The organism is Streptomyces sp. NBC_01257 (genome assembly GCF_035917255.1).
Lineage (GTDB): Bacteria > Actinomycetota > Actinomycetes > Streptomycetales > Streptomycetaceae > Streptomyces.
On sequence record NZ_CP108472.1, the window covers coordinates 8,998,716 to 9,024,684 of the forward strand.

The 25,969-nt window shown below is 72.3% G+C and carries 19 protein-coding genes and 2 pseudogenes; 17 read left to right on the plus strand and 4 right to left on the minus strand.

What is annotated here, in order from left to right; genetic code table 11:
* Nucleotides 1-77 precede the first annotated feature (77 nt).
* Genes OG408_RS39135 through OG408_RS39150 form a run of 4 tightly spaced genes read left to right on the plus strand, consistent with a single transcriptional unit; the run spans nucleotide 78 to nucleotide 3,830 of the window.
* Nucleotides 78-1,046, plus strand: coding sequence for a carbohydrate ABC transporter permease (locus tag OG408_RS39135; RefSeq protein WP_326674264.1), 969 nt, complete (start codon nucleotides 78-80; stop codon nucleotides 1,044-1,046).
* Nucleotides 1,043-1,894 (plus strand): carbohydrate ABC transporter permease, encoded by an 852-nt coding sequence (locus tag OG408_RS39140; RefSeq protein WP_285568054.1) that lies wholly within the window; start codon nucleotides 1,043-1,045, stop codon nucleotides 1,892-1,894. Before OG408_RS39135 ends, OG408_RS39140 begins: the two co-directional genes overlap by 4 nt.
* The gene (locus tag OG408_RS39145) at nucleotides 1,891-2,799 is read left to right on the plus strand and encodes a Gfo/Idh/MocA family protein (RefSeq protein WP_285568052.1); all 909 of its coding nucleotides are present in this window, start codon (nucleotides 1,891-1,893) and stop codon (nucleotides 2,797-2,799) included. Before OG408_RS39140 ends, OG408_RS39145 begins: the two co-directional genes overlap by 4 nt.
* Nucleotides 2,800-2,837: 38 nt before the next feature.
* Nucleotides 2,838-3,830, plus strand: a complete 993-nt coding sequence (locus OG408_RS39150; RefSeq protein ID WP_442806111.1) for a formylglycine-generating enzyme family protein — start codon at nucleotides 2,838-2,840, stop codon at nucleotides 3,828-3,830.
* 327 nt (nucleotides 3,831-4,157) lie between these two features.
* On the opposite strand, the gene OG408_RS39160 is transcribed toward OG408_RS39150, so the two are convergent.
* The gene (locus OG408_RS39160) at nucleotides 4,158-7,295 is read right to left on the minus strand and encodes a BTAD domain-containing putative transcriptional regulator (RefSeq protein WP_326674265.1); all 3,138 of its coding nucleotides are present in this window, start codon (nucleotides 7,293-7,295) and stop codon (nucleotides 4,158-4,160) included.
* Nucleotides 7,296-7,505: 210 nt separating this feature from the next.
* Between OG408_RS39160 and OG408_RS39165 the strand changes: the two genes are divergently transcribed.
* The 12 genes from OG408_RS39165 to OG408_RS39220 all read left to right on the plus strand — a co-directional run bounded on the left by OG408_RS39165 (nucleotide 7,506) and on the right by OG408_RS39220 (nucleotide 21,862).
* Complete coding sequence (locus OG408_RS39165; protein ID WP_285568048.1) at nucleotides 7,506-8,396, plus strand: hypothetical protein; 891 nt, start codon at nucleotides 7,506-7,508, stop codon at nucleotides 8,394-8,396.
* A gap of 278 nt (nucleotides 8,397-8,674) precedes the next feature.
* On the plus strand, nucleotides 8,675-9,763 hold the full coding sequence (locus OG408_RS39170; protein WP_326674267.1) for an ABC transporter permease: 1,089 nt from the start codon (nucleotides 8,675-8,677) through the stop codon (nucleotides 9,761-9,763).
* A 108-nt stretch (nucleotides 9,764-9,871) separates the two neighbouring features.
* Nucleotides 9,872-11,032 carry a sugar ABC transporter substrate-binding protein gene (locus tag OG408_RS39175; RefSeq protein WP_285568044.1) on the plus strand — a complete coding sequence of 387 codons (1,161 nt, stop codon included), beginning with the start codon at nucleotides 9,872-9,874 and terminating at the stop codon, nucleotides 11,030-11,032.
* Complete coding sequence (locus OG408_RS39180; protein WP_326674268.1) at nucleotides 11,029-12,609, plus strand: sugar ABC transporter ATP-binding protein; 1,581 nt, start codon at nucleotides 11,029-11,031, stop codon at nucleotides 12,607-12,609. Before OG408_RS39175 ends, OG408_RS39180 begins: the two co-directional genes overlap by 4 nt.
* Nucleotides 12,606-13,370 carry an aspartate/glutamate racemase family protein gene (locus OG408_RS39185; protein WP_285568040.1) on the plus strand — a complete coding sequence of 255 codons (765 nt, stop codon included), beginning with the start codon at nucleotides 12,606-12,608 and terminating at the stop codon, nucleotides 13,368-13,370. Before OG408_RS39180 ends, OG408_RS39185 begins: the two co-directional genes overlap by 4 nt.
* On the plus strand, nucleotides 13,367-14,653 hold the full coding sequence (locus OG408_RS39190; RefSeq protein ID WP_326674269.1) for an amidohydrolase family protein: 1,287 nt from the start codon (nucleotides 13,367-13,369) through the stop codon (nucleotides 14,651-14,653). Before OG408_RS39185 ends, OG408_RS39190 begins: the two co-directional genes overlap by 4 nt.
* A 71-nt stretch (nucleotides 14,654-14,724) precedes the next feature.
* Complete coding sequence (locus OG408_RS39195; RefSeq protein WP_285568036.1) at nucleotides 14,725-16,218, plus strand: aldehyde dehydrogenase; 1,494 nt, start codon at nucleotides 14,725-14,727, stop codon at nucleotides 16,216-16,218.
* Nucleotides 16,211-17,791: a dihydropyrimidinase gene (gene hydA, locus OG408_RS39200; protein ID WP_326674270.1), complete on the plus strand. Its 1,581-nt coding sequence runs from the start codon at nucleotides 16,211-16,213 to the stop codon at nucleotides 17,789-17,791. Before OG408_RS39195 ends, hydA begins: the two co-directional genes overlap by 8 nt.
* A complete protein-coding gene (gene allE / locus OG408_RS39205; RefSeq protein WP_326674271.1) occupies nucleotides 17,788-18,567 on the plus strand; it encodes a (S)-ureidoglycine aminohydrolase in 780 nt (259 codons plus the stop codon). The genes hydA and allE overlap by 4 nt, the downstream gene beginning before the upstream one ends.
* Nucleotides 18,554-20,008: a M20/M25/M40 family metallo-hydrolase gene (locus tag OG408_RS39210; protein WP_326674272.1), complete on the plus strand. Its 1,455-nt coding sequence runs from the start codon at nucleotides 18,554-18,556 to the stop codon at nucleotides 20,006-20,008. Before allE ends, OG408_RS39210 begins: the two co-directional genes overlap by 14 nt.
* Nucleotides 20,005-21,048: an amidohydrolase family protein gene (locus tag OG408_RS39215; RefSeq protein WP_326674273.1), complete on the plus strand. Its 1,044-nt coding sequence runs from the start codon at nucleotides 20,005-20,007 to the stop codon at nucleotides 21,046-21,048. Before OG408_RS39210 ends, OG408_RS39215 begins: the two co-directional genes overlap by 4 nt.
* Nucleotides 21,049-21,076: 28 nt before the next feature.
* Nucleotides 21,077-21,862, plus strand: coding sequence for a nuclear transport factor 2 family protein (locus OG408_RS39220; RefSeq protein ID WP_326674275.1), 786 nt, complete (start codon nucleotides 21,077-21,079; stop codon nucleotides 21,860-21,862).
* A gap of 107 nt (nucleotides 21,863-21,969) precedes the next feature.
* On the opposite strand, the pseudogene OG408_RS39225 reads toward OG408_RS39220, so the two are convergent.
* Both OG408_RS39225 and OG408_RS39230 read right to left on the minus strand, forming a co-directional pair.
* Nucleotides 21,970-22,407, minus strand: a pseudogene (locus OG408_RS39225) (hypothetical protein); the annotation flags it as partial.
* A 495-nt stretch (nucleotides 22,408-22,902) separates the two neighbouring features.
* Nucleotides 22,903-23,388 (minus strand): annotated as a pseudogene (locus OG408_RS39230) (RNA polymerase sigma factor); the annotation flags it as partial.
* Nucleotides 23,389-23,777: 389 nt separating this feature from the next.
* Here OG408_RS39230 and OG408_RS39235 point away from each other — a divergent pair.
* Nucleotides 23,778-24,467 (plus strand): DUF6882 domain-containing protein, encoded by a 690-nt coding sequence (locus OG408_RS39235; protein WP_285568024.1) that lies wholly within the window; start codon nucleotides 23,778-23,780, stop codon nucleotides 24,465-24,467.
* Between the two features lie 47 nt (nucleotides 24,468-24,514).
* Here OG408_RS39235 and OG408_RS39240 read toward each other — a convergent pair whose 3' ends face one another.
* A complete protein-coding gene (locus OG408_RS39240) occupies nucleotides 24,515-25,876 on the minus strand; it encodes an MFS transporter (RefSeq protein WP_326674671.1) in 1,362 nt (453 codons plus the stop codon).
* Between the last annotated feature and the right edge of the window lie 93 nt (nucleotides 25,877-25,969).

Sequence of the window (25,969 nt, forward strand, 5' to 3'; positions counted from 1 at the left end):
CGGCGTCGAGCGGCCCCGCCGAGGGCCGCCACCTGTCCCTTCTCCACTCTCCACCCCCTGAGCGCTGATTGGCCGCCATGTCCGTACACACACCACCGAGAACGGTCTCGGACGGCAGGAAACCCCGACGCCCCGACGCGACGCGCACCCACGCGAACAGCCACACCGCGATCGGCCGGATCCGCCGGCGCGAGGCGGCCGCCGGCATCCTGTTCGTGCTTCCCACCCTCGTCATCTTCGGCCTGTTCAAGTTCTTCCCGATCGCGGGCGCCGGAGCCATGAGCCTGACGCGCTACCGCCTCAACGGCGACGTGACCTGGCTCGGCGGCGACAACTACACCCGGCTGTTCGCCGACCCACACTTCTGGCAGAGCCTCGGCGCGACGGCGACGTACGTCCTCGTCTTCGTCCCGCTGATCATGGCCGTCGCCCTGGCCGGTGCCGTGCTGCTGAACAAGATCGTGCGGTTCTCCGGCACGTTCCGCGCCCTGCTGTTCGTGCCCTATCTCAGCTCCTTCGTGATGGCGGGCATCGTCTGGTCGTGGATCTTCGCCAGTGACGGACCGCTGAACACGGCCCTGGACAAGATCGGCGCCGGCCCGGTGCCGTTCCTCTCCGGCGACCAGCTGCTGGTCCTGGCATCGCTGGCCCTCGTCGCCGTGTGGAAGGGCTTCGGCTACTCGATGCTCGTCCTGCTCGCCGGGCTCAAGGCACAGCCCGCGGAGGTGCACGAGGCGGCACGCATCGACGGGGCGAACACCCGTCAGGCGTTCTGGTACATCACCCTGCCGCTGCTGAGGCCCGTCCTCTTCTTCGTGCTCGTCATCGAGACCATCGTCGGATTCCAGGTCTTCGACACGATCTACGTGATGACCGGCGGCGGGCCCAACCGGGCCAGCCACAGCCTCATCTACTTCCTCTACGACGAGGGCTTCAAGTTCCTCGACTTCGGCTACGCGTCCGCGGTCGGCATGGTGCTCTTCGTCATCGTGCTCATCCTCTCCCTGATCCAGCGGCGGTTCGTCGAAGGAAAGGACGCCAAGTGACCACTTCGCACCCGCCCGTTGCCCAGCACCGACGAGCCGCCGAGCGGCTGCGCCGGACCGGCCCGGGACTGGCCCTCGCCGTCATCTCGCTGTTCACCGTCGCACCGCTGATCGCCGTGGTCGTCCTCGCGCTCTCGCCGAAGGACGCCCCCACCCTGCCGCACGCGATCCCGCACTCCCTCACCTTCGACAACATCACGCGCATCTTCGACATCGGCGAGTTCCCCGTCTGGCTGCTCAACTCGCTCGTGTACTCGGCCGTCTCGGTGGTGGTCATCCTCCTCACCGCGTCCATGGCCGCCTACGCCCTCGTACGCAAACGCTTCCCCGGCCGCAACATCCTGCTCTGGGCCATCGTCGCCACGCTCATGGTGCCGATGCAGGCGACCCTCATCCCCACGTTCATCCTGGTCGCCCGCATGGACGGGGTGAACACCCTGTGGGGACTGATCATGCCCACACTCGCCAACGCCCAGGCCGTCTTCCTCATCCGGCAGTTCGTCCGCGACCTCCCGGACGAGATCTTCGACGCCGCCCGCATCGACGGCGCGGGGGAGTGGCGCACCTTCGTCGCGATCGTGCTGCCCCTCATCCGCCCGGTGCTGGCAACGCTCGCGATCTTCGTGTTCCTGTGGCACTGGAACGACCTGCTCTGGCCCCTCGTCGTGGGCCAGACGGACGCGGCCCGCACCCTGACCGTCGGGCTCGCCACGCTCCACACCGAGACGGTCTCCACGGCGGACATCATGTCCGCCTCCCTGGTCAGCTTCATCCCCTGCCTCATCGTCTTCCTGGTCCTCCAGCGCCACATCGTCGCCAGCATCACATCGAGCGGAGTCAAGGGATGACGGACGTCAAGGGACCGGCGGCGCCGGTGCGGTTCGGCCTCATCGGACTGGACTCACCCCACGCCCCTTCCTTCACCCGGCTGTTCGGAGACGGCATCAGCGGCGAGGTGGCGGGCGGTACGGTCGTCAGCGCGTGGAAGGGCCGGGCGGCTGCGGACTTCCCGCTCAGCCGTGACCGGATCGACGGCTTCGCCGACGAGGTGGCCGGTCTCGGCGTCGAACTCCGGGAGACCCCGGAGGAGGTCGCCGAAGCCTGCGACGCCCTGCTCGTCGTGGCCGCCGACGCGCGCACCCACCCCGACCACTTCACCCGGGTCGCGCGCTTCGGCAAGCCCGTCTACGTCGACACCCGCTTCGCGCTGTCGACCGCAGACGCACGGTCCATGCTGGCCGCGGCGCACCGGCACGGATGTCTGCCGCTGGCCGGATCACCGAAGCGGTTCACTCCCGCGTTCCGCAGTGCGCTCGCCTCGTTCGAGCCCCGTCGCATCGACCTCACGGGCCCGCTGCCGACCCAGCCCGGCCATCCCGTCCTGGACTGGTACGGGGTGCATCTGGTGGACCTCGCGGTGGCCGCACTCGGGCCCGGCTGTGCGAGCGTGGACGCCCGCCGCGGTCGTCGGACCACACTGACGTGGCCGGACGGCCGTGTCGCCACACTCGGTGGCGACGCGGAATGGTCGCCCTTCACCCACGCCCGCATCGGTGACGGCCGGGAGGAGCGGGACCTCACCATCGAGGCCGGACCTCCCATGCTCACCGGTCTGCTCACCTCACTGGTCAGCGCGTGCCGGACCGGCACACCCAACGTTCCCGAAGCCGAAGTGTTCGATATCGTCGCGATCATCGAGGCCGCCCGCCGAAGCCGCGAGGCCGACGCACCGGTGGCCGTCCGACGCCCCTGACCCATGGGCCCGCCGCACGAAACAAGGTGCCACCGCACATGAACGCCCCGAACCCGAGCCCTGACCCGACGCCGGACCCGATGCCGTGCTGTGCCGCGACCCGCGGCCCCGGGCAGCTCCCGGAGCCCGGCACAGGAGAGGAAACACCCGCACCGCAGGACACGGGGTCCCCGGACCGCACCGCGATGGTGCGCCTGGCCGGCGGCACCTTCCTGATGGGAACCGAAGCGGGCGACGGATACCCCGCCGACGGCGAAGGCCCCGTCCGGGAGATCCGGCTCGACCCCTTCCGGATCGACGTCACCACGGTGACGAACGCGGCCTTCGCCGCGTTCACCGGCGACACGGGATGGGTGACCGTGGCCGAGCGGCTGGGCTCCTCGTTCGTCTTCGACGGCCTGCTCGACGCGAGGCTCCGGTCCGCCCCGGCGGTGGCGGCGACACCCTGGTGGCGAGATGTCCGAGGCGCCCACTGGCGCAGCCCGGAAGGTCCCGGATCGGACATCGCCGACCGGATGAACCATCCGGTGGTGCACGTCACCTGGCGCGATGCCCGCGCCTACGCGAAGTGGGCGGGCAAGCGACTGCCGACCGAGGCCGAGTGGGAGTACGCGGCCCGTGGCGGGCTCGTACAGGCCCGCTACCCCTGGGGCGACGAGCGGGAGCCGGCGGGCGTGCACCGGATGAACGTGTGGCAGGGCGAGTTCCCCACCCGCAACACAGGGGCCGACGGATACGTGGGCACCGCCCCCGCCGACGCGTTCACCCCCAACGGCTACGGCCTCCACAACACCTGCGGAAACGTGTGGGAGTGGTGCGCCGACTGGTTCCACCCCACCTGGCATGTGACCGGCCCCCGTTCGAACCCGACGGGCCCGCCGAGCACCACCGGCAGGAAGGCCATGCGCGGCGGCTCCTACCTCTGCCACGAGAGCTACTGCTTCCGGTACCGGGTCGGTGCCCGGAGCTCCAACACCCCGGACAGCAGCGCCGGCAACATCGGCTTCCGCTGCGTGGCCGCGGACGACTGACGGGCCGCGCGGACGGGGCCATCGGCCCAGGACGGCTAGCCTGTGCAGCCGTCGACGGGCAAGTGGGCGAAGTGGGGTGGCATCAGCCCGGAATGCTGAGGCCCGGTCCCCCGACACGACGCGAGGAAATCGGCGTCGTACCACCAGTGAGCCTTCGAGCGGAGCGCCAGATCGGACAGGAGGGCTGCTTCCTCGGGCTGGGCGGGCCGGATCGAGATGCGCACTCAGCACCTCCCCGGTGTTGTCGTCATCACCTCATGATCCACTCGCACGGTTCCGGAGAGCAGGCAGTCCGGGAACACGTCCGAAGAAGCCGGACAGACACACTCAGCCGTGCCGAAGCTCCGTCAGCAGCCTGCGGGTCGCCGAGGAGGGAGTCGCGCTGACCTCCTCCAGGGCCAGCCCGCACCGACGGTAGTGGTGGATGACCTCGTCGTACTGCCCGAGCGCACCCGTGATGCGCATGAGCAGCCGCCACATCGACTCCCGGTAGGGGTCCGCCTCCAGCGCCTGCTCGGCCAGGGCGAACGCGGTCTGCGGCTGGTCGAGCCGCCAGGCGAGCTCGGCCGCCTCCGTGCTGACGTCGAGGGCGAGCCGGGCCAGTTCCGCCCGTCGTCTCTCCGCCCACGCCGACGTGACGCGCGGCAGGTACGGTCCGTGCGCGGCCACCGCCAGCGCGGACGTGAGACGGGCCAGGCGCCGGTCGCCCCCGGCCGTGGCCGCTGCGGCGACCAGACCGGTGAACTCCTCCGTGTACGTGGTCACCCGGCAGGCACCCGTCAGTGAGATCCGGCCCTCCTCCAGCCGCACCGCCTCCTCGTCCGGCAGGACGAGGCGCAGTTGGTGGACGGCCTGCCGGAGGTAGGCACGTACGGAGTTGTCGGAGCGGCTGTCGAAGAGGGCGTCGAGCGCGGCCGTCCGGGTCACCGTGCGCTCGGGCGCGGCGAGCAGCAGCCCCATCAGTTCGTACGACTTGGCGATCCGGGGCCTGCGCACCTCGCCGTCGACGAGGAGCCGGGTGGGACCCAGGTCGTGGAACTCCACCACCGGCGCCCCCTCGGCGGCCGGTAGCGGCTCACGCGGCTGCGCGGACACGGGCCGGGCGGTGGCCGTGGTGAGAAGGGTGCGGCCGAGGCTGTGCCAGGGGGAATCGGCGTCGGTGAGTCCGTCCAGGCGGCGCGAGAGGACGCCGGGGAACGCACGCAGCGCGCCGAGCAGGGCGTGCCGGGTGCTGAGCCGTTCGGCGATGGCGAGCGCCAGGTCCGCGGCGCTGTCCGCCGCGTCGGGATCGCCCGCCCGCCACTCGGCCTCCGCCAGATACACGGCGGCCGCGCACAGCTCCAGGATCCTGTCCGCCTCGTCCATGGAGGCGACCGCCCGGCGCAGCCGCAGCAACGCCTCCGCGTCGTCGGCCGGCGTGCCGAGGCCGAGCAGGGCGAAACCGTAGAGCGCGTCGAGCTGTTCACCGGTGGACTGGTAGCTGCGCGCGTACGGCAGGGCCTCCAGGTCGTCCAGGATCAGGCGGGCCCGGCGCGGGTCGCGGCACAGCCGCAGCTCCAGTTTCGCCTCGGCGAGCATGGAGAACATGTCCCACACCAGGCTGCCGTTGCGCCGGGCGATCGCGCGCCCCTCGGTGAGGAAGGCGCGGGCCCGCTCCTCCTGCCCCAGTTCGGCGGACAGCTCCACGCCGACCACGGCGCTCAGGCCGGCCGTCACCACACCGCGCTCGATGGTCGCGCGCAGCAGCAGATCCGCCTCCTCCAGCCGGCCCAGCGCCCGGAGCGCGGCGATCCGCCAGGGCCCGGACACCACGCCCGCCCAGCGGCTGTCCGTGCTGGCGAGGACGTCGTCGAGGCGGCCCCGCCAGTAGTGGGCGCGGGCGATCAGGCCCTCCGCGGGCACCCCGACCACGCTCGGCGGGATCCGGCCGCGGTCGCGGGAGTCCACGAGGCTCGCCAGGTAGTGCACGGCCTCGATGTCGTCGCCGGGCGGCGCCAGTCGCAGCATCTGTTCCAGGTCGTCGACGCGGCACGCGTGGTAGTACGACCACGCCATCATCGCGGCCGCCCGGGTGGAACGGGAAGCTATCGCGTCGCGCTCGCCGAGCCGGTGGAGCTGGTCAGCGATGCGCACCCCGCGCCGGTAGTCCTCACGGCCCACGGCCAGCATGAGTTCGGCGGTGGTCAGCGGGGAACTGCCCGCGTGGTCGGCGTAGGCGAGCTGGTCCAGCCAGCGCTCCGCGACCTCGTGGTCGCCCCGCTCGATGACGTCCTCGATCGCCTCGACGGCATGCGGCAGCGCGGCCGCGTCGCCCAGGGCGAGGAACGCCTCGGTCGCCTCCTCGTGCCGGCCCTCCGCACCGAGCAGTTCGGCCGCCGTGAGCCGGGCGGTGCGGGCCCGGACGTCGCCGTACTCGTCGAGCTGCTGCACCAGGCAGTCGCGGAAGCACAGGTGCAGCCGCATCGCGGGCGGGCGGGCCTCCCAGACGGCGGGCAACTGGTGGGTCCGCAGGGTGGCGAGAGTGCGGGCGGCGTCCGTGAAGCCGAGGGCCTCGGCACGCTGCGCGGTCACCACGTCCAGCACCGACGTCCCGATGAGGAACGTCCGCTGGTCCTCCGTCAGCCCGTCCAGGAGCTGCTGAGACATATAGGCGGACAGCGGCTCCGTGTCGTGCGAGGGCCAGGTGCCGTCGCCGGCGGCCGGGGCCTCGGCGAGGAAGCACACGCCCGTCACCCAGCCCCGAGTCACCCGCAGCAGCTGATCGACGTCACGGGACGGACCGGGGAGTCCGGCTATGACCTGATCGGCCTCGGCGAGGGTGAGGGCGAGGTCTGCCTCACCGATGACGGTGGGCGGTGCGCCCGGCACCGTACGCGGCACCGGCGCGTGGCCCAGGCGCACCGCCCGACGGCTGACCAGCAGGAACCGCAGGCCCTCGGGGGCGTACCGGAGCAGGCCGTCGATGACGGCGAGGGCGGCGGGGGAGTCACTGAGGCGTTCCACCTCGTCCAGGACCAGCACCAGTCCGGGACAGCCGTTGCTGCCGTTCATGGGGGAGGCCGGGGCGTCGTTTCCCTCGGGGCCTGGCGCCGCCTGGTCCGTCGCCTCGCTCAGCAGCCCCGCTGCCTCCGCGTGCGGAATGCCCGCTGCCAGTGCGGAGGCGACCGTGCCCTCGATCTCCGGCACGGCCGTGGCCAGCGCCGCCTCCAGATAGGTCAGCAGCCGGCCGGACGCGCAGTCGGTGTCGTCGAGGGACAGCCAGGCGACGCGGCTGCCGGCCGTCGCGAGGTACTGGCGCACGGCCGTCGTCTTCCCGGAACCCGCCGTGCCGAGGATCTGCACGGTCTGATGCCCACGCAGTGCGTCGTCGATCAGAGCGGTCAGCCGGGGGCGGGCGACCGCGCGGTCGGGCAGCGGAGGCGGCTGGATCTTGCGCCGGATGAGATGGACGTTCTCCCGGTTCATCCGTTCCGTCTTCCCCTCGTCGTGATACCCGCCCCGACGGATCAACAGGTCCGGCGTGGCGCAATACAGGTGTTCAGGCCGGAATCTACGTGGTCGGTGACCGAAATGGCATCCCCCTTCCGGGACGGGCCCCCTGCCCCCGGTGCGGCGAAACGTGGTCCCTGTGCCGGTTTCGCCCTCGTTAACGGGATGCCCGGCAGTCTGTGGGGCGTGACGAGTGAGATGACACGAGGCGGTCTCCGGGACCATGCGGACAGCAGGCCGCTGCCGGTACGTGAAGTACGGCGGCTGGCCGCGCTGGTGGCGCGGGCCATGGAGTCGGGTGAGCCGACGGCCCCCCTGCACCTGGCCTTCCCCGAGGTGGACGGTGCCGAGGCGGAGCGTATCCGTGCGGCCCTGCTGGACCACGCCGCCGGCGGCGCCCCGCACTGGGCCGTCGCCGTCGACCCGGCACCCGGCGGTGAGCTCCTGCCCGTCCTTGTCACAGCGGGCATGGTCCACCCCGGTGACCGCGTCCTCGTCGAGCGACCGGACGCGGTGGTACTGCGGGCCAGACTGCTGCTGCGTGCAGCGGCCTGTTCCCCGGGCCTGCTGCCGCCGCTCGCCCTCTGCTGGGAGCTGCGCCGCCAGGTCTACGGGAACGTCCCCGGCCCCGCGGATCTGATCGCCGCCAACGCGGGCGTGCTCCTTGTCGTCCCCGGCGACCTGCCGGGCGAGGCGGCGCGCGGACGGGAGTCCGGCCCGGTGGCGTGGCACGTCAGCGCGGGCGGCGACCCCGCCGCCGAAGGCGTGGTCACCGCCGAAGACATCCACGACGACCTCGCGTGGGCGGCCGAACTCACCGGCGACCCCTTCGCGTACGTGCTGTCCCGGCCGCTCGGCCCACCCCTCGGCCCCGGCGTCGGCACTGCGACTCTCTCCGCCGTCTCGGACGGTCGCACCTGCTCGGTGACCGTGGCACTCGCGGCGCCTGCCAGGTCCCGGGCTCGGAAGGACCCCGGCCCCACCGGTCCGGGGACGCCGGGACTTCTGACCGGCCGAGGTACGGCATCACCCGCGCCGCACCTCGTGCCCGGGGACAGCCCGCCCGGTCAGCGGTGAACAGTCCAGCGGGATAACCGGCCACGAGCCACCGAGCGATCCCCGGTGGTCCGCCGCACCCCGGGGCGGACCGCTCCCCGGCGGGGAGTGCCCCGCCCGAACGGTGTGGCGCCCGGTGCACCCGACGCCGGGACACCCGTTTCGTCCGAAGGCCCGCACCCCTTCGATCCTCCGCCCCGCACGGATTCCCGCGCCGTCCCGTACGGCCCCTCCTCCCTCCCGCCCCCGTGCCCTCCCCGCCCCCGCGAGGAGGCACTCATCCGCCCAAGGTGGTAGCGATGCAAACCAACGCCCCGCAAACCCCGTCCCCGCACACGGAAACGGTCACCGACCACAAGGAAGCCCCGGACCGGCCCGGTCCGTCGGCGGCCGCCGCCCGGCCTGACGGTGCGAAGAGCGCGGAAGGCAGGCGCGCGTCCGGCGGCGCCGCGGACCTCTTCCAGCGGTACGCGGTACTGCTCGTCCTCGTCGCCCTGGTGGGTGTCTATTCGGTGCTCGCCCCCGACACCTTTCCCACCATGGCCACCTTCCGCGTGATCACCTCCACGCAGGCGGTGCTCATCGTGGCCGTCCTCGGCCTCACGCTGCCGTTCGCCGCAGGCGAGTTCGACCTGTCCTTCGGCGCCGTCATCGTCTGGGCGTCGACGCTCACCGCCGTCCTGACCAAGCAGCACGAGTGGCCGCTCTCCGCCGCCGTACCGGTCGTGCTGATCAGCTGTCTGCTGTGGGGAGCGCTCAACGCGCTGTTCGTGGTCGGTTTCGGCATCAGTTCGATGGTGACCACCCTCGGCTCGAGCACCGTCATCATCGGGCTCACCCTCGCGGTCAGCCAGTCCCAGGTCATCGCGGGCCCGCCCGAGCTGCTCTCCGACCTCACGACCGGCAAGCTCCTCGGCCTGCCCTACCCAGTGTGGTTCGGCTTCGCCGTCGCCGTCGTCGTCTGGCTGGTCCTCGAACACACCCCGCTCGGCCGCTACCTGTACTTCACGGGTGAGGGCCGGGAGGTCGCCCGGCTCAGCGGCCTCCCCGTGGACCGGCTGCGTACCGGCGCTCTCATCGCCAGCGCCGGGTTCTGCGGTGTGGCCGGGATGATCAGCTTCGGCCGGCTCGGCAGCGCCGACCCCAATCTCGGCTCATCGTTCCTGCTGCCGGGCGCCGCCGCGGTGTTCCTCGGCGCCACCGTGGTCCGCCCGGGCCGGTTCAACGCCTGGGGCACCGTCATCGCCGTGTACCTCCTGGTCACCGGAGTCACCGGACTGCAACTCCTCGGCGGGGCGGGCTGGCTGGAGAACGTCTTCAACGGCGGGGCACTCGTGCTCGCCGTCACCTTCGCCCACGTGGTCGCCCGCCGCCGTACGCGCGTCTGAACCACTCCGTACGCCTGGCCCGGCACCTCCCCTCACCGGCCGGACCCCATCCGTCCGCGGGACGAGCGCACACCACGACTCCCACCCGAACGCCGAAAGGACACCCTCGTGAGAATCCGCAGCCGCTCCCGGAACAGATCAGCCGCCGCCGCGTTCCTCGCTGCCGCAATGACACTGGCCCTCGTCGCGTGCGACGCCGCCGCCCAGGACACCAGCGAGAAGGCCGCCGACAGCAAGACCGTCGCCGCCGCCCGGAAGAGCGCTCAGGCCCTCGTCGACAAGGCCTCCGGTGCCACCGTGTTCAGCAAGCCTGCGGACGCCTTCGACACCGGCGCGGCCCGAGGCAGAACCGTCTGGGTGGTCACCCTGGACAACAGCATCCCGTATGTGCGGGCCGTCCTGAACGGGATGACGGAAGCCGGCCGCAAGGCCGGGGTAAAGGTCCGCGTGTTCGACTCCAAGGGCTCCACGAGCAACGCGGGCAAGGGCGTCGAGCAGGCACTCGCCACCGGTGCCGCGGCCGTGGTCGCCTTCGGCATCAACCTCAGCGAGGTCAGCGGCGCGGTGCGGTCCGCACAGCAGGCGAAGGTGCCGGTGATCTCCGCGTTCAACGTGGACGCCCACGCCCCCCTGGAGAAGGGTGCGGCCGGCGCGGTCAGTGTCGACTTCCACGCCTCCGGCCGGATTCTCGCCGCCCACGCGGTCACCGCCACCGACGGCCCGGTCCACGCCTCGTACCAGCACCTGCCCTCCGTCGCGACGTTCGCGGCGCTGAAGAAGGGCCTCCAGGACGGGTTCAAGGAGTTCTGCCGCAGCGGATGCAGCCTCTCCGTCGACGATCTCAACCAGGCCGACTTCAAGCAGGGCGCCGAACGCGTCACCTCCTCGACGCTGATGCGCAACCGCAAGCTGAACTGGGTGTTCCCGGCGATCGACGGCATCGCCCAGTTCACGGTCCCCGCTATCGAGGCCGCGAACCGACCCGGGACGCAGGCCTCCAGCATCAACGCGGTCGCCGCCAACCTGGAGTTCGTCCGTGACGGACGCGTCCAGAGCGCCGACATCGGCAACAACAACTCCTGGCTGGGCTGGGCGATGATGGACCGCAGCCTGCGCGCGATCGCGGGGCAGAAGCCGGACACGACGGTCGTCCCGATCAAGCTCTTCGTCAAGGAGAACCTGAAGGGCAAGGACCTCACCGACGAGGACGCCCTGTTCGACGGCGCCGGCTACCGCGACGGCTTCTCCGCCCTGTGGAAGACCCGATGACCGCCCCCGGGGCCCTTGCGGAACAGGGCGACGCACACTCCACGGAGCACCGGGGCATCCGGCTGGAGAACGTCAGCAAGACGTTCGGCCCGACCCGCGTCCTGCACTCGGTCTCCCTCGACTTCCCGGCCGGCCGCACCACCGCCGTCCTCGGGGAGAACGGCGCCGGCAAGTCCACCCTCTTCAAGATCCTCTCCGGCTTCCACGCCCCCGACACAGGCGGCCGTCTGCTGGTCGACGGCGTCGAGCACCGGCTGCCGCTCACTCCGACATCCTCGGCCGACCTGGGCTTCGCCTTCGTCCACCAGGACCTGGCCCTCGCCCAGACACTCAGCGTCGCCGAGAACGTGTGCGTCGGCGCACTCGTCACCTCCCGCGCCGGACTCGTCCGGTGGCGGGAACAGGCCCGGCAGGTAGCGGAGTTGCTGGACGGCCTCGGCATGGACATCGACCCCGCGGCCCCGGTCCACCGGCTGCCGCAGGGCGAGCGGGCCGTGCTCGCCATCGCCCGCGCCCTGTACGCACGCGGGCGCCGCCACTCCCGACTGCTCGTCCTCGACGAGCCGACGGCCAACCTCACCGAACGCGAACGCACCAGCCTGTTCGACGCCATTCGCCGGGTCACCGCCCGCGGCACCGCCGTCGCCTTCTGCACCCACCGCCTCGAAGAGGTCGGGATGATCGCGGACCGCGTGGTCGTGCTGCGCGACGGCCGCCGGGTGTCCGAGCACGACGCGGCCGAAGTGGCCGGACCGGGTGAACTCGCCGCCGCCATCATCGGATCCGCGCCCCAGGAGGCAGCCGTCCGGACCGCGCGCACGGAGCCGGGCGAACCCGTCCTCCGTACCGAGGGACTTCGCGGCCGCACCGGCAGCCCGATCGACCTGACCGTGCGCGCGGGCGAGATCGTCGGCGTCACCGGGCGCGCGGGCGCCGGGCACGACGCGCTGCCGACATTGCTGCTCGGCTCAGGCCGCACCGCCGGCACCCTCGCCGTCGGCGGACGGGTCCTCCGGACCCTGCGGCCATCGGCGGCACTCGCCGCGGGACTCGCGGTACTGCCCGCCGACCGCAAACAGCACAGCGGCGTGCAGAACTTCGGCATCCGGGAGAACCTCACCCTCGTCAGCCTGCGCGGCCACACCCGCCGCGGTTTCGTCGACCGGGCGGCCGAACGGCGCACCGTCCAGGACATGATGGAGCGCTACGACGTACGGCCCCGCACCGAACCGGACCGGCCGCTCGGCACCCTGAGCGGCGGCAACCAGCAGAAGGTCCTGCTCGCCAAATGGCTCCAGCGGCCCGGGCTGCGCTGCCTGGTGCTGCACGAGCCGACCCAGGGCGTCGACGTGGGAGCCCGCCGCGCCCTGCTCGACACCGTCACCGCGCTCACCGAGGACGGCCTCGGCGTCCTCGTCGTCGGATCGGACCACGAGGAACTGGCCCAGATCTGCGACCGCGTCCTCGTGATGTCCCGCGGCGCCGTCGTCGGCGAACTCGACCACCCGACCGCGGACGAGATCTCCACGGCATGCCTGGGCGCGACGACACCCGCGACCCCGGGAGCCACCTCATGACCGGGCACCAGGTATCGGGGACGCCGGATTCGCCCACCACGACGGCCGGCGCACGGCCCGGACCGATCCGCGGGCCCGGCTCCTCCGTCCTCGTCCTCAACCCCAACAGCTCCACCGCGGCGACCCTGCGCATCCGTTCCGGCACCGAACTCTGGGCAGGTCCCGGCATCGAGGCCGATGTGCGTTCGGTGCCGGCCGGCCCGCGGGGCATCGACCGCGCCGCCGACATCGAACTCGCCGCCGCGCTGATCCTCCGCGACACCCCGCGGCTCGCCGCAGGACACGACGCGGTCGTCATCGCCTGCGGTCACGACCCGGGCCTCGCCGAACTCCGCGCGCTGCTGCCGGTCCCCGTCGTCGGCATCGCCGAGGCCGCGATGCTCCAGGCCTGCTTGTACGGCGGCCGGTTCTCCGTACCCGTGTTCTCGCCCGGTTCCGTACCCCTGGTACGGAACATGGTCCACCGCTACGGGCTCGACGCGAGGCTCGCGTCGGTCGTCCCGATGGCCACCGACACCGCCGCCGCCGTACGCGACCCCGAAGCACTGTTGGACCAGTACGTACGGGCCGGGCGCACCGCACGGGACCGGGACGCCGCCGACAGCCTCGTCCTCATCGGCTCCGTCGTCGGCTCCCTGGCCCCGGAGCTGGAAGCCGTACTCGGCATCCCGGTGGTTGCCGGACTGCCCGCTGCCCTCGCCCTCACCGGCGCCCTGCTCGCCACCCACCGCCCCCGCACCCCCCAGGAGTCCACCCGATGAGCGCCACCACCACCCTGGTCCACGGAGGCCCGGTCCTCGACGTACGCGGCGGAACCTGGCGCGAGGGCGCCGCCGTCGTCGTCGAGAACGGGTACGTCACTCAGGTCGTCGGCCGCGAGGCCGTCCCGCACGAGACGGACGCCGAGGTCATCGACGCCGACGGCGGGCACATCCTGCCCGGCCTGATCGACGCGCACGCCCATCTGATGAGCCGGTCCGGCGTCGAGGCGGACGCCGACCTGATCACCCGCAGCGTCATCGACGGCGTCATCACCGCCCGCCGCTTCATCGAGTCCGGCATCACCACCGTCCGCGACCCCGGCTGCAAGCACCGGGGCATCCACACGCTGCGGGCCGAGCTCGCCGCGGGCCGGGTGCTGGGTCCCCGCGCCTTCACGGCCGGCCCCAACGTCGTGGGCAGCGGCGCACCCACCGACTGGCGCAACGTCTTCGCCGACGGCAACGACGCCGTACGCCGTGCGGTGCGCCTGGAACGTCTGGCAGGTGCCGACTTCATCAAGCTCGTCCTCAGCCACACCACCGCCGACTCCGACTGGAGTCTCTGCCTGCGCTACCTGGGGGACGAGGAGATCGCGACCGCCGTCCACGAGGCCCATCTGCTCGGCGCCCGGGTCGGCTGCCACTGCGAGGGCATCGACGCGGCCCGCGCCGCCGTCGCCGCCGGCGTGGACGTCATCGACCACGGCCTGACCATCGACGCCCCCCTCGCCGCCCGGATGGCCCGGCAGGGCACCGTCTACGTCCCCACACTGTGGGCGTTCCGCACCGAGACCCATCTGACCGTGGGCCGGACGATCACCGAGGACCAGGCCGCCGTGTACGAGGAGCGGATCGGCGCCGTCCACGAACAGTCGGTACGCAACGCCGTCGAGGCCGGTGTCACGATCGCCGCGGGCAGCGACCCGATCCACTGGATCCCCGCACGGGACGTACTCGTCTGCGAGCTGGAGGCCCTGACAGCGGCCGGTCTCAGCACCGCCGACGCGCTGCGGGCCGCGACCCTGGGCAGCGCCACCGCGCTCGGGGAACAGGACCGCCTCGGCAGCCTGGAGACCGGCTACCGCGCCGACGTCCTCGTCGTTGACGGCGATCCGCTGGCCGATCTGCGCGCCCTGGGCCGGCCCCGGCTCGTGATGAAGGACGGCCGCGTTCTCGTGGACCTCCGCGACGACAAGAAGGCGTCCGAAGCCCTCTGGGCCGACATCGCCACCGGCGAACCGGCGTCCGAGCGCCAGCCTGAGATCTGGCTGCGCCGCGACTGAAACGCCCGGCCCGGCCTCGGACCCCGACCACACCACCCACCACCCACCGCCCATCGCAAGAGGAGCACCCCATGACCGTCACCACCCAGGAATGGCACGAGCGGGCAGAGCGACTGAGCTGGGAGACGCGCGCGTTCATCGACGGCGCCCACACCGACGCCGCCTCCGGCGAACACCTCGACACCGTCTCGCCCGTCGACGGCCGCACCGTCGCCACCAGCCCCGCCATGGGCGCGGCGGACGTCGACCGGGCCGTCGCCGCCGCCCGCCGCGCGTTCGAGGCCGGCGTCTGGTCGCGGATGGCACCGGTCGCCCGGCGCGCCGTGCTGCTGCGTTTCGCCGAGCTGATCCGCCGCGACCGCGAACACCTCGCCCTCGTCATGACCCTCGACAGCGGCAAGCCGATCGGCTCCACCCTCGGTGAGGCCGACCACGCGGCCGACGTGCTGCGCTGGTTCGCCGAGGCCATCGACAAGGTCTACGGCGAGGTCGCGCCGACGGCCGACAGCGCGCTCGCCCTCATCACCCGCGAACCGCTCGGCGTCGTCGCCGCCGTCGTGCCGTGGAACTTCCCGATCGGCATGCCGATGTGGAAGATCGCCCCCGCCCTCGCCACCGGCAACTCCCTGGTCGTCAAGCCCGCCGAGCAGGCCCCGCACGTCATCCTCGCGCTCGCCGCCCTGGCAGCCGAGGCAGGCGTCCCGGAGGGGGTGTTCAACGTGGTCACGGGTCTCGGCGAGTCCGTCGGGCGCGCCCTCGGCCTCCACCCGGACGTCGACAAGATCGCCTTCACCGGCTCCACCCAGGTCGGCAAGTTCTTCCTGGAGTACGCAGCCCGGTCGAACATGAAGAGCGTGTCGCTCGAGTGCGGCGGCAAGTCCCCGAACATCGTCCTGGAGGACGCGCCCGACCTGGCGGCCGCGGCCCGGGGCGCCGCACTCGGCGCCTTCGTCAACCAGGGCGAGATGTGCAGCGCCGGATCCCGCGTCATCGTGCAGGAGTCCGTGCGCGAGGAGTTCACCGAACTGCTCATCGAGGCGGCGGGCACCTGGCGTCCCGGCGACCCCCTCGACCCGGCCGTCAAGATGGGCGCCATCGTCGACGAGACCCAGCTCACCCGGGTCCTCGACTACGTCGGCATCGGCCGTGCGGAAGGCGCGCTCCTCGCCACCGGCGGCGAGCGCGGACGCCCGGACTCCGGCGGCTGCTACATCGAACCCACCGTGCTCGCCGACGTCACCAACGACATGCGCGTCGCCCAGGAGGAGATCTTCGGCCCGGTGCTGTCCCTGATCACCGCGAAGGACACCGACGACGCGGTGCGGATCGCCAACGACTCGCCCTACGGTCTCGCCGCCGCCGTCTGGACCCGCGACATCACCACCGCGCACCGGGTCTCCCGCTCCCTGCGCGCCGGCACGGTCTGGGTGAACTGCTACAACCAGTCCGATGTGACCGTCCCCTTCGGCGGGTTCCGCCAGTCCGGCACCGGCCGCGACAAGTCGCTGCACGCCATGGAGCAGTACACGCTGCCGAAGACGGTCTGGGTGAACCTCGGTGAATGAGCGCACCCAGGGGCGGGCCCCGCGACGCACCCCGTCCGGCGCGCAGGCGCCCGCGGCCACCGGACGGGTACTGATCACCGGCGGCACCGTCATCGGCCCCGACACCACCGCACCGGCCGATGTCCTCGTCGAGAACGGGACCATCAGCGCCATCACGGGACCGGGCGTGCTGCACCGGGGCGACGCGGACGAGACGGTCGACGCGGACGGCTGCTGGGTGCTGCCCGGCGGCGTCGACCCGCACACCCATCTGGACACCCTGATCCGCGGCCACCGCACCTGCGACGACTTCCACCGCGGCACCGTCGCCGCACTGGCCGGGGGCACCACGTCGGTCATCGACTTCTGCTACCCCGAGCCGGGGGAGTCCCCACTGGCCGCCCTGCACGCGTGGCAGGCCCGGATGCTCGCCCAGCGCCCCACGGCCGATGTCGGTGCCCATATGGTGCTGGTCCAGCCCGGCGAGGACGAACTCGCCGAACTGCCCCGCCTGGTGGCCGAAGGCGTCACCAGCATCAAGGTCTACATGGCCTACCGGGGCCGCCGGATGACCGACGACCGCGGACTGCTGCGCATCCTGCAGTGCGCGGCCCCGCTCGGCATCACGGTGCTGGTCCACGCGGAGAACGGCGACGCGATCGACCTGCTCACCGCGCAGGCGATCGACCGCGGTGAGACCGCACCGCACCACCACTCGCACACCCGGCCCGACCTCCTCGAAGCCGAGGCCGTCAACCGGATCGCGCACCTGGGCCGGGTCGCCGGGGCCCGGGTCTACATCGTCCACGTCTCCGGCTCCACCGCCCTCGACCCGATCAGCAGGTCGCGGGCGGCGGGCTGGGACCTCCACGGGGAGACCTGCCCGCACTACCTCGTGCTCGACGAGCACGCCCTGGAGGGCGACCTGGTCTCCGCGGCACAGGCCGTGTGCTCGCCGCCGCTGCGCCGGACCACCGACCAGGACGCGTTGTGGCAGGCCCTCGCCGACGGTGTCCTCAGCACGGTCTCCAGCGACCACTGCGCGTTCCGGATCACCGATCAGAAGATCATGGAACCGCGGTTCGACTGCATCCTCAACGGTCTGCCCGGCATCGAGCAACGCATCATGCTGCTCCACCACTTCGGGGTCCGCACCGGCCGCATCACGCCGCGCCGCTGGGCCGACGCCGTGTCCACGGCCCCGGCCCGCATGTTCGGCCTGTACCCCCGCAAGGGCCTGATCGCACCCGGCGGCGACGCCGACCTGCTCGTCTTCGACCCGGAGCGCCGGCGGACCCTGACCGTCGCCGATCACCATTCGGCGGTGGACCACCTGCCGTACGAGGGCATCGAGGTCGTCGGTGCACCCCGCGCGGTCCTGGCGGGCGGCCGGACCGTCGTACGAGACGGGCGCCCGGTGCCGGGCCTCACGGGCGGCGGCCGCTTCCTCCTTCGCGCCCCGGCCGAGGTGTCCGCACAGGAACCGCAGCCCGTGGCCGCGGCCGAACCTGGCACCCCGGCCCCCCGCACTACAGTCCACCCCCGATTCACGGCCCCCCGAACGCCCGCCACCGTCAGGAGTGAGTCCGTATGACCACCGCCCCCGACCGCCCCTACGCGCCGCCCACCACGGTGTCGCGCTCGCGCGGGCGCCGCACCGGCGCGTACCACCTGCTCACCCCCGCGAACCAGTTCCCGAGCCGCCTGCCCGGCTTCGACGGCCTGACCGTGAAGAAGCTGGCCACACCGCGCCTGCACCGCGCCCGGTTCGGCTGGTACCTCCTGGAGGCCGAACCCGGCGGCGGCACCACGTCCGTCACCGGCGCCCAGCACGAGCACTTCCTGCTCGGTCTCGACGGCTCGCCGCACGTCCTGGCCGGCGGCACCCGGTACGGCCTCGCCGGCCAGGGGTTCGCCTTCCTGCCCACCGGCACCGGCTTCGAGCTGCGCAACGACAGCGACACCCCGGCCCGCCTGCTGTGGATCAAGCAGGAGCACCAGCCCTGGCCCGGCGTGCCCGCCCCGGAGCCGGTCAGCGGCACGCTCGGCGACGTCGAGTACCGGCCCGGCTCGGTCGCCGGGATCACCCGCGCCGAACTCCTCCCTGTGGACGCGCCGTACGACTTCTCCATGAGCGTGCTGTCCTTCGAGCCAGGTGCCGTCTTCCCGAAGGTCGAGGTCCACGACGAGGAGCACGGCCTGTGGATGCTGAAGGGCTCCGGGCTGTACCACCTGGACGGCGACATCATGGAGACGGAGACCGAGGACTTCATCTACATGGCGCCCTACTGCCCGCAGTACTTCTACCCGACGGGCCCCGGCGCCGCCGCCTACCTGCTCTACAAGGACATCAACCGTGACGGCTTCTGAACACACCCCCGACCCGGCCGGCCCGGTGCCGGCCGGCACCCCACTGCGCGACGCGCTGTGGGCGAGGATCGACGAACGCGCCGACGAATTCCTCTCCTGGCTCGTCGAGCTCGCCGCACAGCCCAGCGTCAGCGTCACCGGTGAGGGCGTCCGGGAGTGCGCCGCGCTCCTCACCGACATCCTCCGGCGGATCGGCGTCGAATCCGAGACGCTGGAGACCGGCGGCAGCCCCATCGTCTGGGCCGCCCTCGGCGAACACGCCCCCGACGACGCCCCGCACCTGCTGGTCTACGGCCACTACGACGTCGTGCCCGCGGGCGACCTCGCCGACTGGCCGTTCCCGCCGTTCGAGCCCACCCTCCACGACGGGGCACTGTGGGGCAGGGGCGTGGGCGACAGCAAGGGCCAGCTCCTCGCCCATCTGTGCGCCCTCGCCGCCTGGACCGATGTCACGGGCGCCCCGCCCCCGCTGCGGCTCGACCTGATGCTCGACGGCGAGGACGAGACGGGTTCCCTCAACACCCGCCGCTTCATCGCCGAGCACCCGGAGCGGTTCACCGCCGACGCCCTCTACACCTCCGACGCCTCCACCCTGGGGCTGTGGCAGCCGGCGCTGTTCCTCGGGGTGAGGGGCGCCCTCTACCTGGAGTTCAGCTGCGAGGGCAGCGCCCAGGAGTGGCACTCGGCGAGCTACGGCGGCATCCTGCCGAACCCGGCGGACCGGCTCGCCCGGGCGCTCACGTCCCTCACCGACGCCGAAGGACACATCCTCGTCGACGGCTTCCACGACGACATCGAGCCGGTCACGGATTCGGTGCGCTCCGCGGCCGCGGCCCTCCCCGGCACGTTCCTCCCGCCGGCCGAGGACCTGGGGGTCCGCGCGTACACCACCCCCGACCCGGTGGACGCCATGTTCTTCACGCCGCGGATCTGCGTCTGCGGCATCGAGGCCGGATACACCGGTGAGGGCCTGAAGATGGCGGTCCCGACCCGGGCGACCGCCAAGGTCGACATCGCCCTCATGCCGGGCCAGAGCCCCTCGCGCATCGCCGAACTGATCCGCCGCCATCTCGACGACCGCGACTGGCAGGACATCACCTTCACCGTCCTCGCCGACTGCCCGCCGTCCTCGATCCCCGACACCCACCCCCTCGTCGCCACGGCCCGCGCCGCGCTTGCGTCCGTGTGGGGCCACGAGGCGGCGGTGATCCCGTCGATCGGCGGCGGAGGCGTCTTCGGCGCGTTCGTCGAGCACGCCGGACTGCCCTGCCTCCTCGTCCCCTACGGGCAGCCCGACCTCCAGGAACACTCCTCGCAGGAGCACTTCTCGCTGGAGTGGTTCAGGAACGGCATCAAGACCAGTGCGGAAGTGCTGCGCCGCCTGGCCGAGGGCGAGACCACGGGGTGGACACGCCGTGTCACACCCAAGGCGGCCCCATGACCGTCGTCGACGTCCACACCCACATGCTGCCTCAGGCCATGCGGGCCGGCGACTGGCCACCGGCGCTCGCGGTGGGCCTGCGCACCGGCGAGGACGGTTGCCTGCTCGGCGCCACCGGCGAACGCCTGCCCGCCCACTACCCGGAACTGACGGACCCGGCCGCGGCCCTGGCCCGTATGGACCGGCAGGGCGTGGACCAGGCCGTGGTCTCCCTGACCCCGCACGCGTACGCCCTCGGTACGGGGCCGGAGGCGACGCTGTACGCCCGTGCCGCGAACGACGCGCTCGCCGCACAGGTGGCCGGCGCGGCAGCGGCCGGCCGGCTGACCGGGCTCGCCACCCTGCCCGTGGGCCGCCCCGAGGACGCCGCGGCCGAACTGGAGCGCGCGGTGACCCGCCTCGGCCTCGCCGGCGCCCAGATCACCACGGGCCCCGTCGCCGGCCGCCCCCTCGACCGGGCGGACCTGACCCCCCTCTTCGCGGCCTGTGAGGCGCTGGACGTCCCGCTGTCCCTGCACCCGTCCTACTGCGGCCCGCTGCGGGACCCGGATCTGTTCCTGCACAACTCGGTCGGCGCCCCTCTGGACACCGCCCTCGCCTACGCCCGCCTCGCGGCGTCCGGCACCCTGGACCGCCACCCGCGCCTGCGCCTGGTCCTGGCCCACGGCGGCGGCGTACTCGCCCAGCTCCTGCCCCGCCTCGACAACAACTGGCACTACCGCGCCGACCTCCGCACCCGTGCCCAGCACCCTCCGAGCGCCTACCTGGACCGGGTCTGGTGCGACACGGTGGTCCACAGCGAACCGGCCCTGCGCTTCCTCAAGGAGACCTTCACCGAGGCCCGCCTGCTCCTGGGTACGGACGCCCCGTACGGCACGGGAGTCGCTGACCCGGTCCCGGCTCTCGAGCAGGCGGACCTGAACCCTCACGCACTGGGCGAGTCGGCCCAGCACCTGTTCCGGCGCGGATGCGGCCCTGCCGGCAGGGCCGTAGTGCACCCCGACACGTCCCTGAGGACCGCGTCGTCATCACCCGCATGACCGGCCCCCGAGAGGAAGACGAGCGACGATGACAACGACGGTGACGACGTACGGCGCTGTGCCCGGGTCCGCGATCGCGGGGTGCTGGGCCTGGGTGACCGACCAAGGCCGGTGGAGACTGGGCGGTCACCCGCATGACGCGGCCGAGGAGCGCGAGTTGACGGCCGTCCTGGACGTGCTGAGGTCGACCGCGGACAGCCGTGAGCCGCTGCGGATACTCCTCCAGAGCAGGACGCTCGCCGCGGGCCTGACACCGGGCCCGGCGGATCGCGAGGCCGCGGAAGCGGACGGACACGACCGGCCCGGTGCCTCGCCCCACGACGGGATCCGCCGCGAAAGAGCGGGCCGAGAGGTGGATTTCGCCTGGGCGGGCACATTCCCCGGGACCGCCTCGGCCGCACACCCCTGGGCAGTCGCACCACACCCGGACGCGGGTCCCGAACGGGGAGGCACCCACGCCCCGACGGAACTGCGTGAGCAGATCGTCCGCCTGGAGTCGTCGCTCCTCGGCGCGGAGGCCCGAAGCGATGTCGAGCGGCTCGAGCAGCTGATCCACCACGACTTCGACGAGATCGGGCGCACCGGTCGGTACTGGGAGCGGGAGGAGGTGATCCGGGTCCTCCACACTCTCCCGGACCAGGTGCAGGCCGTGACTTTCGACCGGGTGGTGGAGCTCGCTCCGGGCGTCGCACACATCCGGTTCCGCACCGAGGACGCCCGCGGAGTGGTGCACCGCAGTTCCGTCTGGGTGCGGGAGGGCGACAACTGGCAGCAGCGGTACCACCAGGGAACGCCGGACACGCAGACGGACTGACCCCGGCGAGTCGTTCAGGTCTCCGATCGTCCTGGCCCGGGTTCCGGCAGGGCTGTCCTCGTCAGCACACTCCCTGACTGCGGATCCAGCCGCTCGGACGGCAGTAGTGCGCTCACGTAGCCGCGGCGGTTGAGCATGAGGTCCATGCCCGTGAACTCCGTGAGCACCGCGGCGGTCCGCTCCGGCGCCCATGGCAGCGGATACGGGTGCTGCGACTCCGTACCGTTGCGGCGTGCCCACCCGCTTGCGGGGCGGGCCAGGCCGAGATCATCGACGGTCACGATGCGACCGAGGCGCTCGGTGAACAGGGTTGCGAGCAGCTGGGGCACGGGATCGCGCGGGGTCTCTCCCAGGTCGATCCAACGGCGCACCCGCGAGGTGTCGGTGGCGATCTGCGGGTGGCCCATGGCGGCCGCCTGCCGGTTCACCATTCTGGCGAGTTCGCCTCTGGACCATCCCGTCAGTTCGAACGCGTCCAGCAGCCGGAGGTTGGGGGAGCCCCGCCGCTGCGGCGTGAGCCCGCCGAATGGCTCCAGATGAACCACGCGCCCCAGCTTTCGCTCCATCAGGGCGGTGACCGCCTCCATACCTCGCACCACGGCGTCGGCGGAGAGGTCGCCAGGGGCGACGAACACGATGGCGTCACGGGTCAACTTCCTTGCGGTGAAGGGCAGCCCGAGCCGTCTCGTCGCACTCCGCCAGGCCCGCCCGGTCCGCCGGAGGCCCAGCCAGGTGCCGAATGGTGTCCCGTAGGGCGGCTCGGACCTGTCGAGGGACCTGAAGCGCCGCCGTAGCCAGAAGAGAACGCCGCACGTGGCGACCAGCGACAGCGGGCCGAACACCTGCCAGTGCGCGTACAGGACCGGCAGCAGGGCTCCTCCCTCGGACCACCACTGCGGGGAGAGCGGGCCGGATCCCCCGCCCGGCTCCCTCGCGGGAGGGGTGTGCTGCAGCGGATCGCCGATGAACCGGCCGGTCACGCAGACGATGCCGGCGACCAGGGCGGCAACGAGGCTCGCGCGCAGAAGCACCATGCCACGCGAGACGTGGGTGGCGACCGTGCCGGGCGCCTTCCCCATCAGGGCCGCGGTCTCGGCCTGGGTGCAGTCCAGCCCCTTCGTCGCCCACACGGCGGTGCGCTGCGGGAGCGTCAGGACGCTCATGGCCTGCTCGACGGCACAGCGGTTGGCCACCAGGGCGGCCATGTCCGCCGACTGCAAGGGGTCGAACCGCAGCGGATCCGCCGCACGCCGTGCCTCCAGCCCACTGCGCCGGGCCTGCTGCCGGGCCCGGTTGGCCGCCTCCGTACGGATCACCACGCGCAGATAGCTGACCGGGTACTCGACGGACGCCGGACGCCGCAGCACCTTCGCGAAGGCGTTCTGCACGAGATCCTCGGCCGAGACGACCGACTCCGGCACTCCGTGGGCGAGGAGCGCTTGCTGAGCGGTGTTCGTGAGGCTGCTCCGGTACTTCGCGTACAGGGCGCCCAGCGCCTCGGCGGACACCGCCTCGTGCTCAGCCATTGCCTTCCCGCCCTTCTCGTTCCGTGCCCCTGCCCCGGGAGCCGCCCTGGCCGGCCGACCGGGCACGAATGATCTCGGCCCGGGCCGAGGACCGGTTGCGAAGCGCCACGCTGTCCAGCCAACGCCTGACCGCAGGGACCAGAGGAACAACCGCGGACAGGACTGCGGCAGTGAGCTCCACCGTCCAACCTCCCGTGCATCGTGGGCCGGTGGCGCTCAGGAGGCGCGGTGGCCGTTCATGGAAGAGAGGCGGCACCCCGCCATTCTCATGACGTCGCGTTGAGATTTCTTGCCGGACTCGACAGCGCGAGCCGGCGGGCGAGCGATCGCCCGGGCCAGAAGGCGGCCCGGGCTGACCGTCGTTGGGCTCGCCCCCTACGCTCGTGATCATGACTAACGGATTCAGCGACCAGTTCCTGCTCGAGGCCGAGCGCCACTCCGTCTGGGGCGCCGCCCAGCTCGAGGCGCTCATGGAGTTCCTGCCCGAGGCACCGTGGACCGCGGACCTGCCGACGTGTGCGTACCAGCAGGGTGAGGTGCAGCTACGGGTCGGTGTCCTCGGGACGTACGACATGGAGCAGGGTTCCTGGCTGTGGGGCTGGGCGAACCCGGGGCTCGGCGGGAGCGAGGTCGTGGCGTTGTCCGCTGCCGTGGCACGGTACGGACAGGCGCACGGCATTCCTGAGTTCACCGCTCAGGAACTCGATCTGTCCGGGTTCGACGATCCCCGGCGGGCCGCCGAGATGCTGGCCTTCGCGGGGATGGGGGTCACCAACGCTCCCGGCTACATAGGGCAGCCCGCCGGACCCGGCACCCAGGTGTACTTCCTGCCCGACGACCCGAAGGTGCCGAGCGCCCGGCTCGATCCGGTCGCCCTGCCCCGCGTGCTCATGGCCGGTGTCTCACTCATCGGGCGTTCGCCGCGGCAGGCCGTCACCGGGTACTTCGAGCACCACGGGGTGCCACAGCGCATGGAAGGCGACCGGCTGATCGCCGATCTGCCGACCGGGAACGCCGCCGTCGTCTCGTTCGACGGGATGGGGCGCATCGGCAACATCCAGCTCACGGTCGGAGGCTGACCCGGATCGTCCGGTGGCGCCGGGGCGCGAGGTCATGACCCCCGGGGTCATCCCGGTTGGTCACCGGCGCGGATGTCGTGAGCGGCCGGGGCGGCCGTGCCACGTCGTCGTGCGTGGTGGGCCGTCTGGGTCGGCAGCATCGATGCCGGAACCAGCGCGAGTGCCGCGAGTCCGGCGAGGACCCCCAGGGTGGGAGCCGTCGCCGAAGCCGACATGGCTGGGGTGATGCCCGCGGCGACGGCGATCCCGAGGGCCGGACCGACGTTCATGGCAGTCTGCTTGAGTCCACCGATGACCCCGGCGTATCCCGCCGGGGCCTCACCCACGACGGTGGCCGTGGCAGTGACCATGACAGTGGCGAATCCCGCACCGAGGACGGCAAAGGCCACGCCGGTCACCGCCCAGCTACTTGTGAAGGCGAGCCGGGACAGACCTCCGATCCCAAGGACGACGAGGACCGTACCGAGGATCGCCGTGCGGCGTGGACCGTACCGGCGCAGCGCGGCGCCGGCGACGGGCGCACCGACGACCATGAGCGCGGTCAGCGGGAGCGCCCTCAGACCGCTGGCAAGGGGGGAGAGCCCGAGTACGTCCTGGAAGAAGAACGTGGTCACGAACAGCGCGCCGAACATCCCGCCGGTGGTGACCAACAGGATGGCTACCGACGCCGTCACCGGTACGGACCGCGCCACGACCGGCGCGACGATCGGGTGCGCGGCGCGGCGTTCGTGCCCGGCCAGTGCCACCGCGCCGCCCGCCACGGCGGCGAGGCCGAGCCAGGTGGGCGCGGAGGCCCAGCCGTGCGCCGGTATGCCCGACAGGGTGTGCACCAGGAGTGCGAGAACAGTCGCGATCAGCGCCGCTCCGGTGAGGTTGAGCCTCTGATTCCCGGTGCGTGAGGGCACCGGCACTCTCACGCGGAGAGTGAAGGCGGCGATCGCGAGCGCTACGGGCACGTTGATCCAGAACACGGCACGCCAGCCCAGGTGTGCGACGAGAAGGCCTCCGAGTGCCGGACCGGCCGCCGCGGCCACCCCGATCGCGCTGGTGCGGATGGCGACGGGCCTTCCGAGGCGATCCGCCGGGTACGCCAGCCTCAGCAGCGCGAGCGTTGCCGGCTGGAGGAGCGCACCGAACACACCTTGTACGGCACGCAGAGCGATCACCCAGCCGACGTCGGGAGCGAGCCCGATGCCGGCGGATGCCGCGGCGAAGCCGAGCACGCCGACGAACAGCATCCGGGAGTGACCGTACCGGTCACCCAAGCGCCCGGCGATGACGAGGAGCGCGGCCACCGCGAGCAGGTAGGCGGTACTGGTCCACTGGACCTGTGCCACGCTCGCGTCGAAGTCACGTTGCAGGCTGGGCTGCGCCACCATGAGGGCGGTGCCGTCCAGCGCGACGATCATCGCGCCGGCCACACTGGCCACGAGTGCGAGGCGCTGCCCCACTACGGCGGTCACGGGTTCACCGGACCGGGGCGAGCGGCGCAGGCCGCCGCG

Excerpts from the sequence above, each read along its gene's own strand:
- OG408_RS39135 (WP_326674264.1), top strand. The coding sequence starts at position 78 with ATGTCCGTACACACACCACCGAGAACGGTCTCGGACGGCAGGAAACCC.
- OG408_RS39145 (WP_285568052.1), top strand. The coding sequence starts at position 1,891 with ATGACGGACGTCAAGGGACCGGCGGCGCCGGTGCGGTTCGGCCTCATC.
- OG408_RS39150 (WP_442806111.1), top strand. The coding sequence starts at position 2,838 with ATGAACGCCCCGAACCCGAGCCCTGACCCGACGCCGGACCCGATGCCG.
- OG408_RS39160 (WP_326674265.1), bottom strand. The coding sequence starts at position 7,295 with ATGAACCGGGAGAACGTCCATCTCATCCGGCGCAAGATCCAGCCGCCT.
- OG408_RS39170 (WP_326674267.1), top strand. The coding sequence starts at position 8,675 with ATGCAAACCAACGCCCCGCAAACCCCGTCCCCGCACACGGAAACGGTC.
- OG408_RS39180 (WP_326674268.1), top strand. The coding sequence starts at position 11,029 with ATGACCGCCCCCGGGGCCCTTGCGGAACAGGGCGACGCACACTCCACG.
- OG408_RS39185 (WP_285568040.1), top strand. The coding sequence starts at position 12,606 with ATGACCGGGCACCAGGTATCGGGGACGCCGGATTCGCCCACCACGACG.
- OG408_RS39190 (WP_326674269.1), top strand. The coding sequence starts at position 13,367 with ATGAGCGCCACCACCACCCTGGTCCACGGAGGCCCGGTCCTCGACGTA.
- OG408_RS39195 (WP_285568036.1), top strand. The coding sequence starts at position 14,725 with ATGACCGTCACCACCCAGGAATGGCACGAGCGGGCAGAGCGACTGAGC.
- allE (WP_326674271.1), top strand. The coding sequence starts at position 17,788 with ATGACCACCGCCCCCGACCGCCCCTACGCGCCGCCCACCACGGTGTCG.
- OG408_RS39215 (WP_326674273.1), top strand. The coding sequence starts at position 20,005 with ATGACCGTCGTCGACGTCCACACCCACATGCTGCCTCAGGCCATGCGG.
- OG408_RS39220 (WP_326674275.1), top strand. The coding sequence starts at position 21,077 with ATGACAACGACGGTGACGACGTACGGCGCTGTGCCCGGGTCCGCGATC.
- OG408_RS39235 (WP_285568024.1), top strand. The coding sequence starts at position 23,778 with ATGACTAACGGATTCAGCGACCAGTTCCTGCTCGAGGCCGAGCGCCAC.
- OG408_RS39240 (WP_326674671.1), bottom strand. The coding sequence starts at position 25,876 with ATGATCGTCGCGCTGGACGGCACCGCCCTCATGGTGGCGCAGCCCAGC.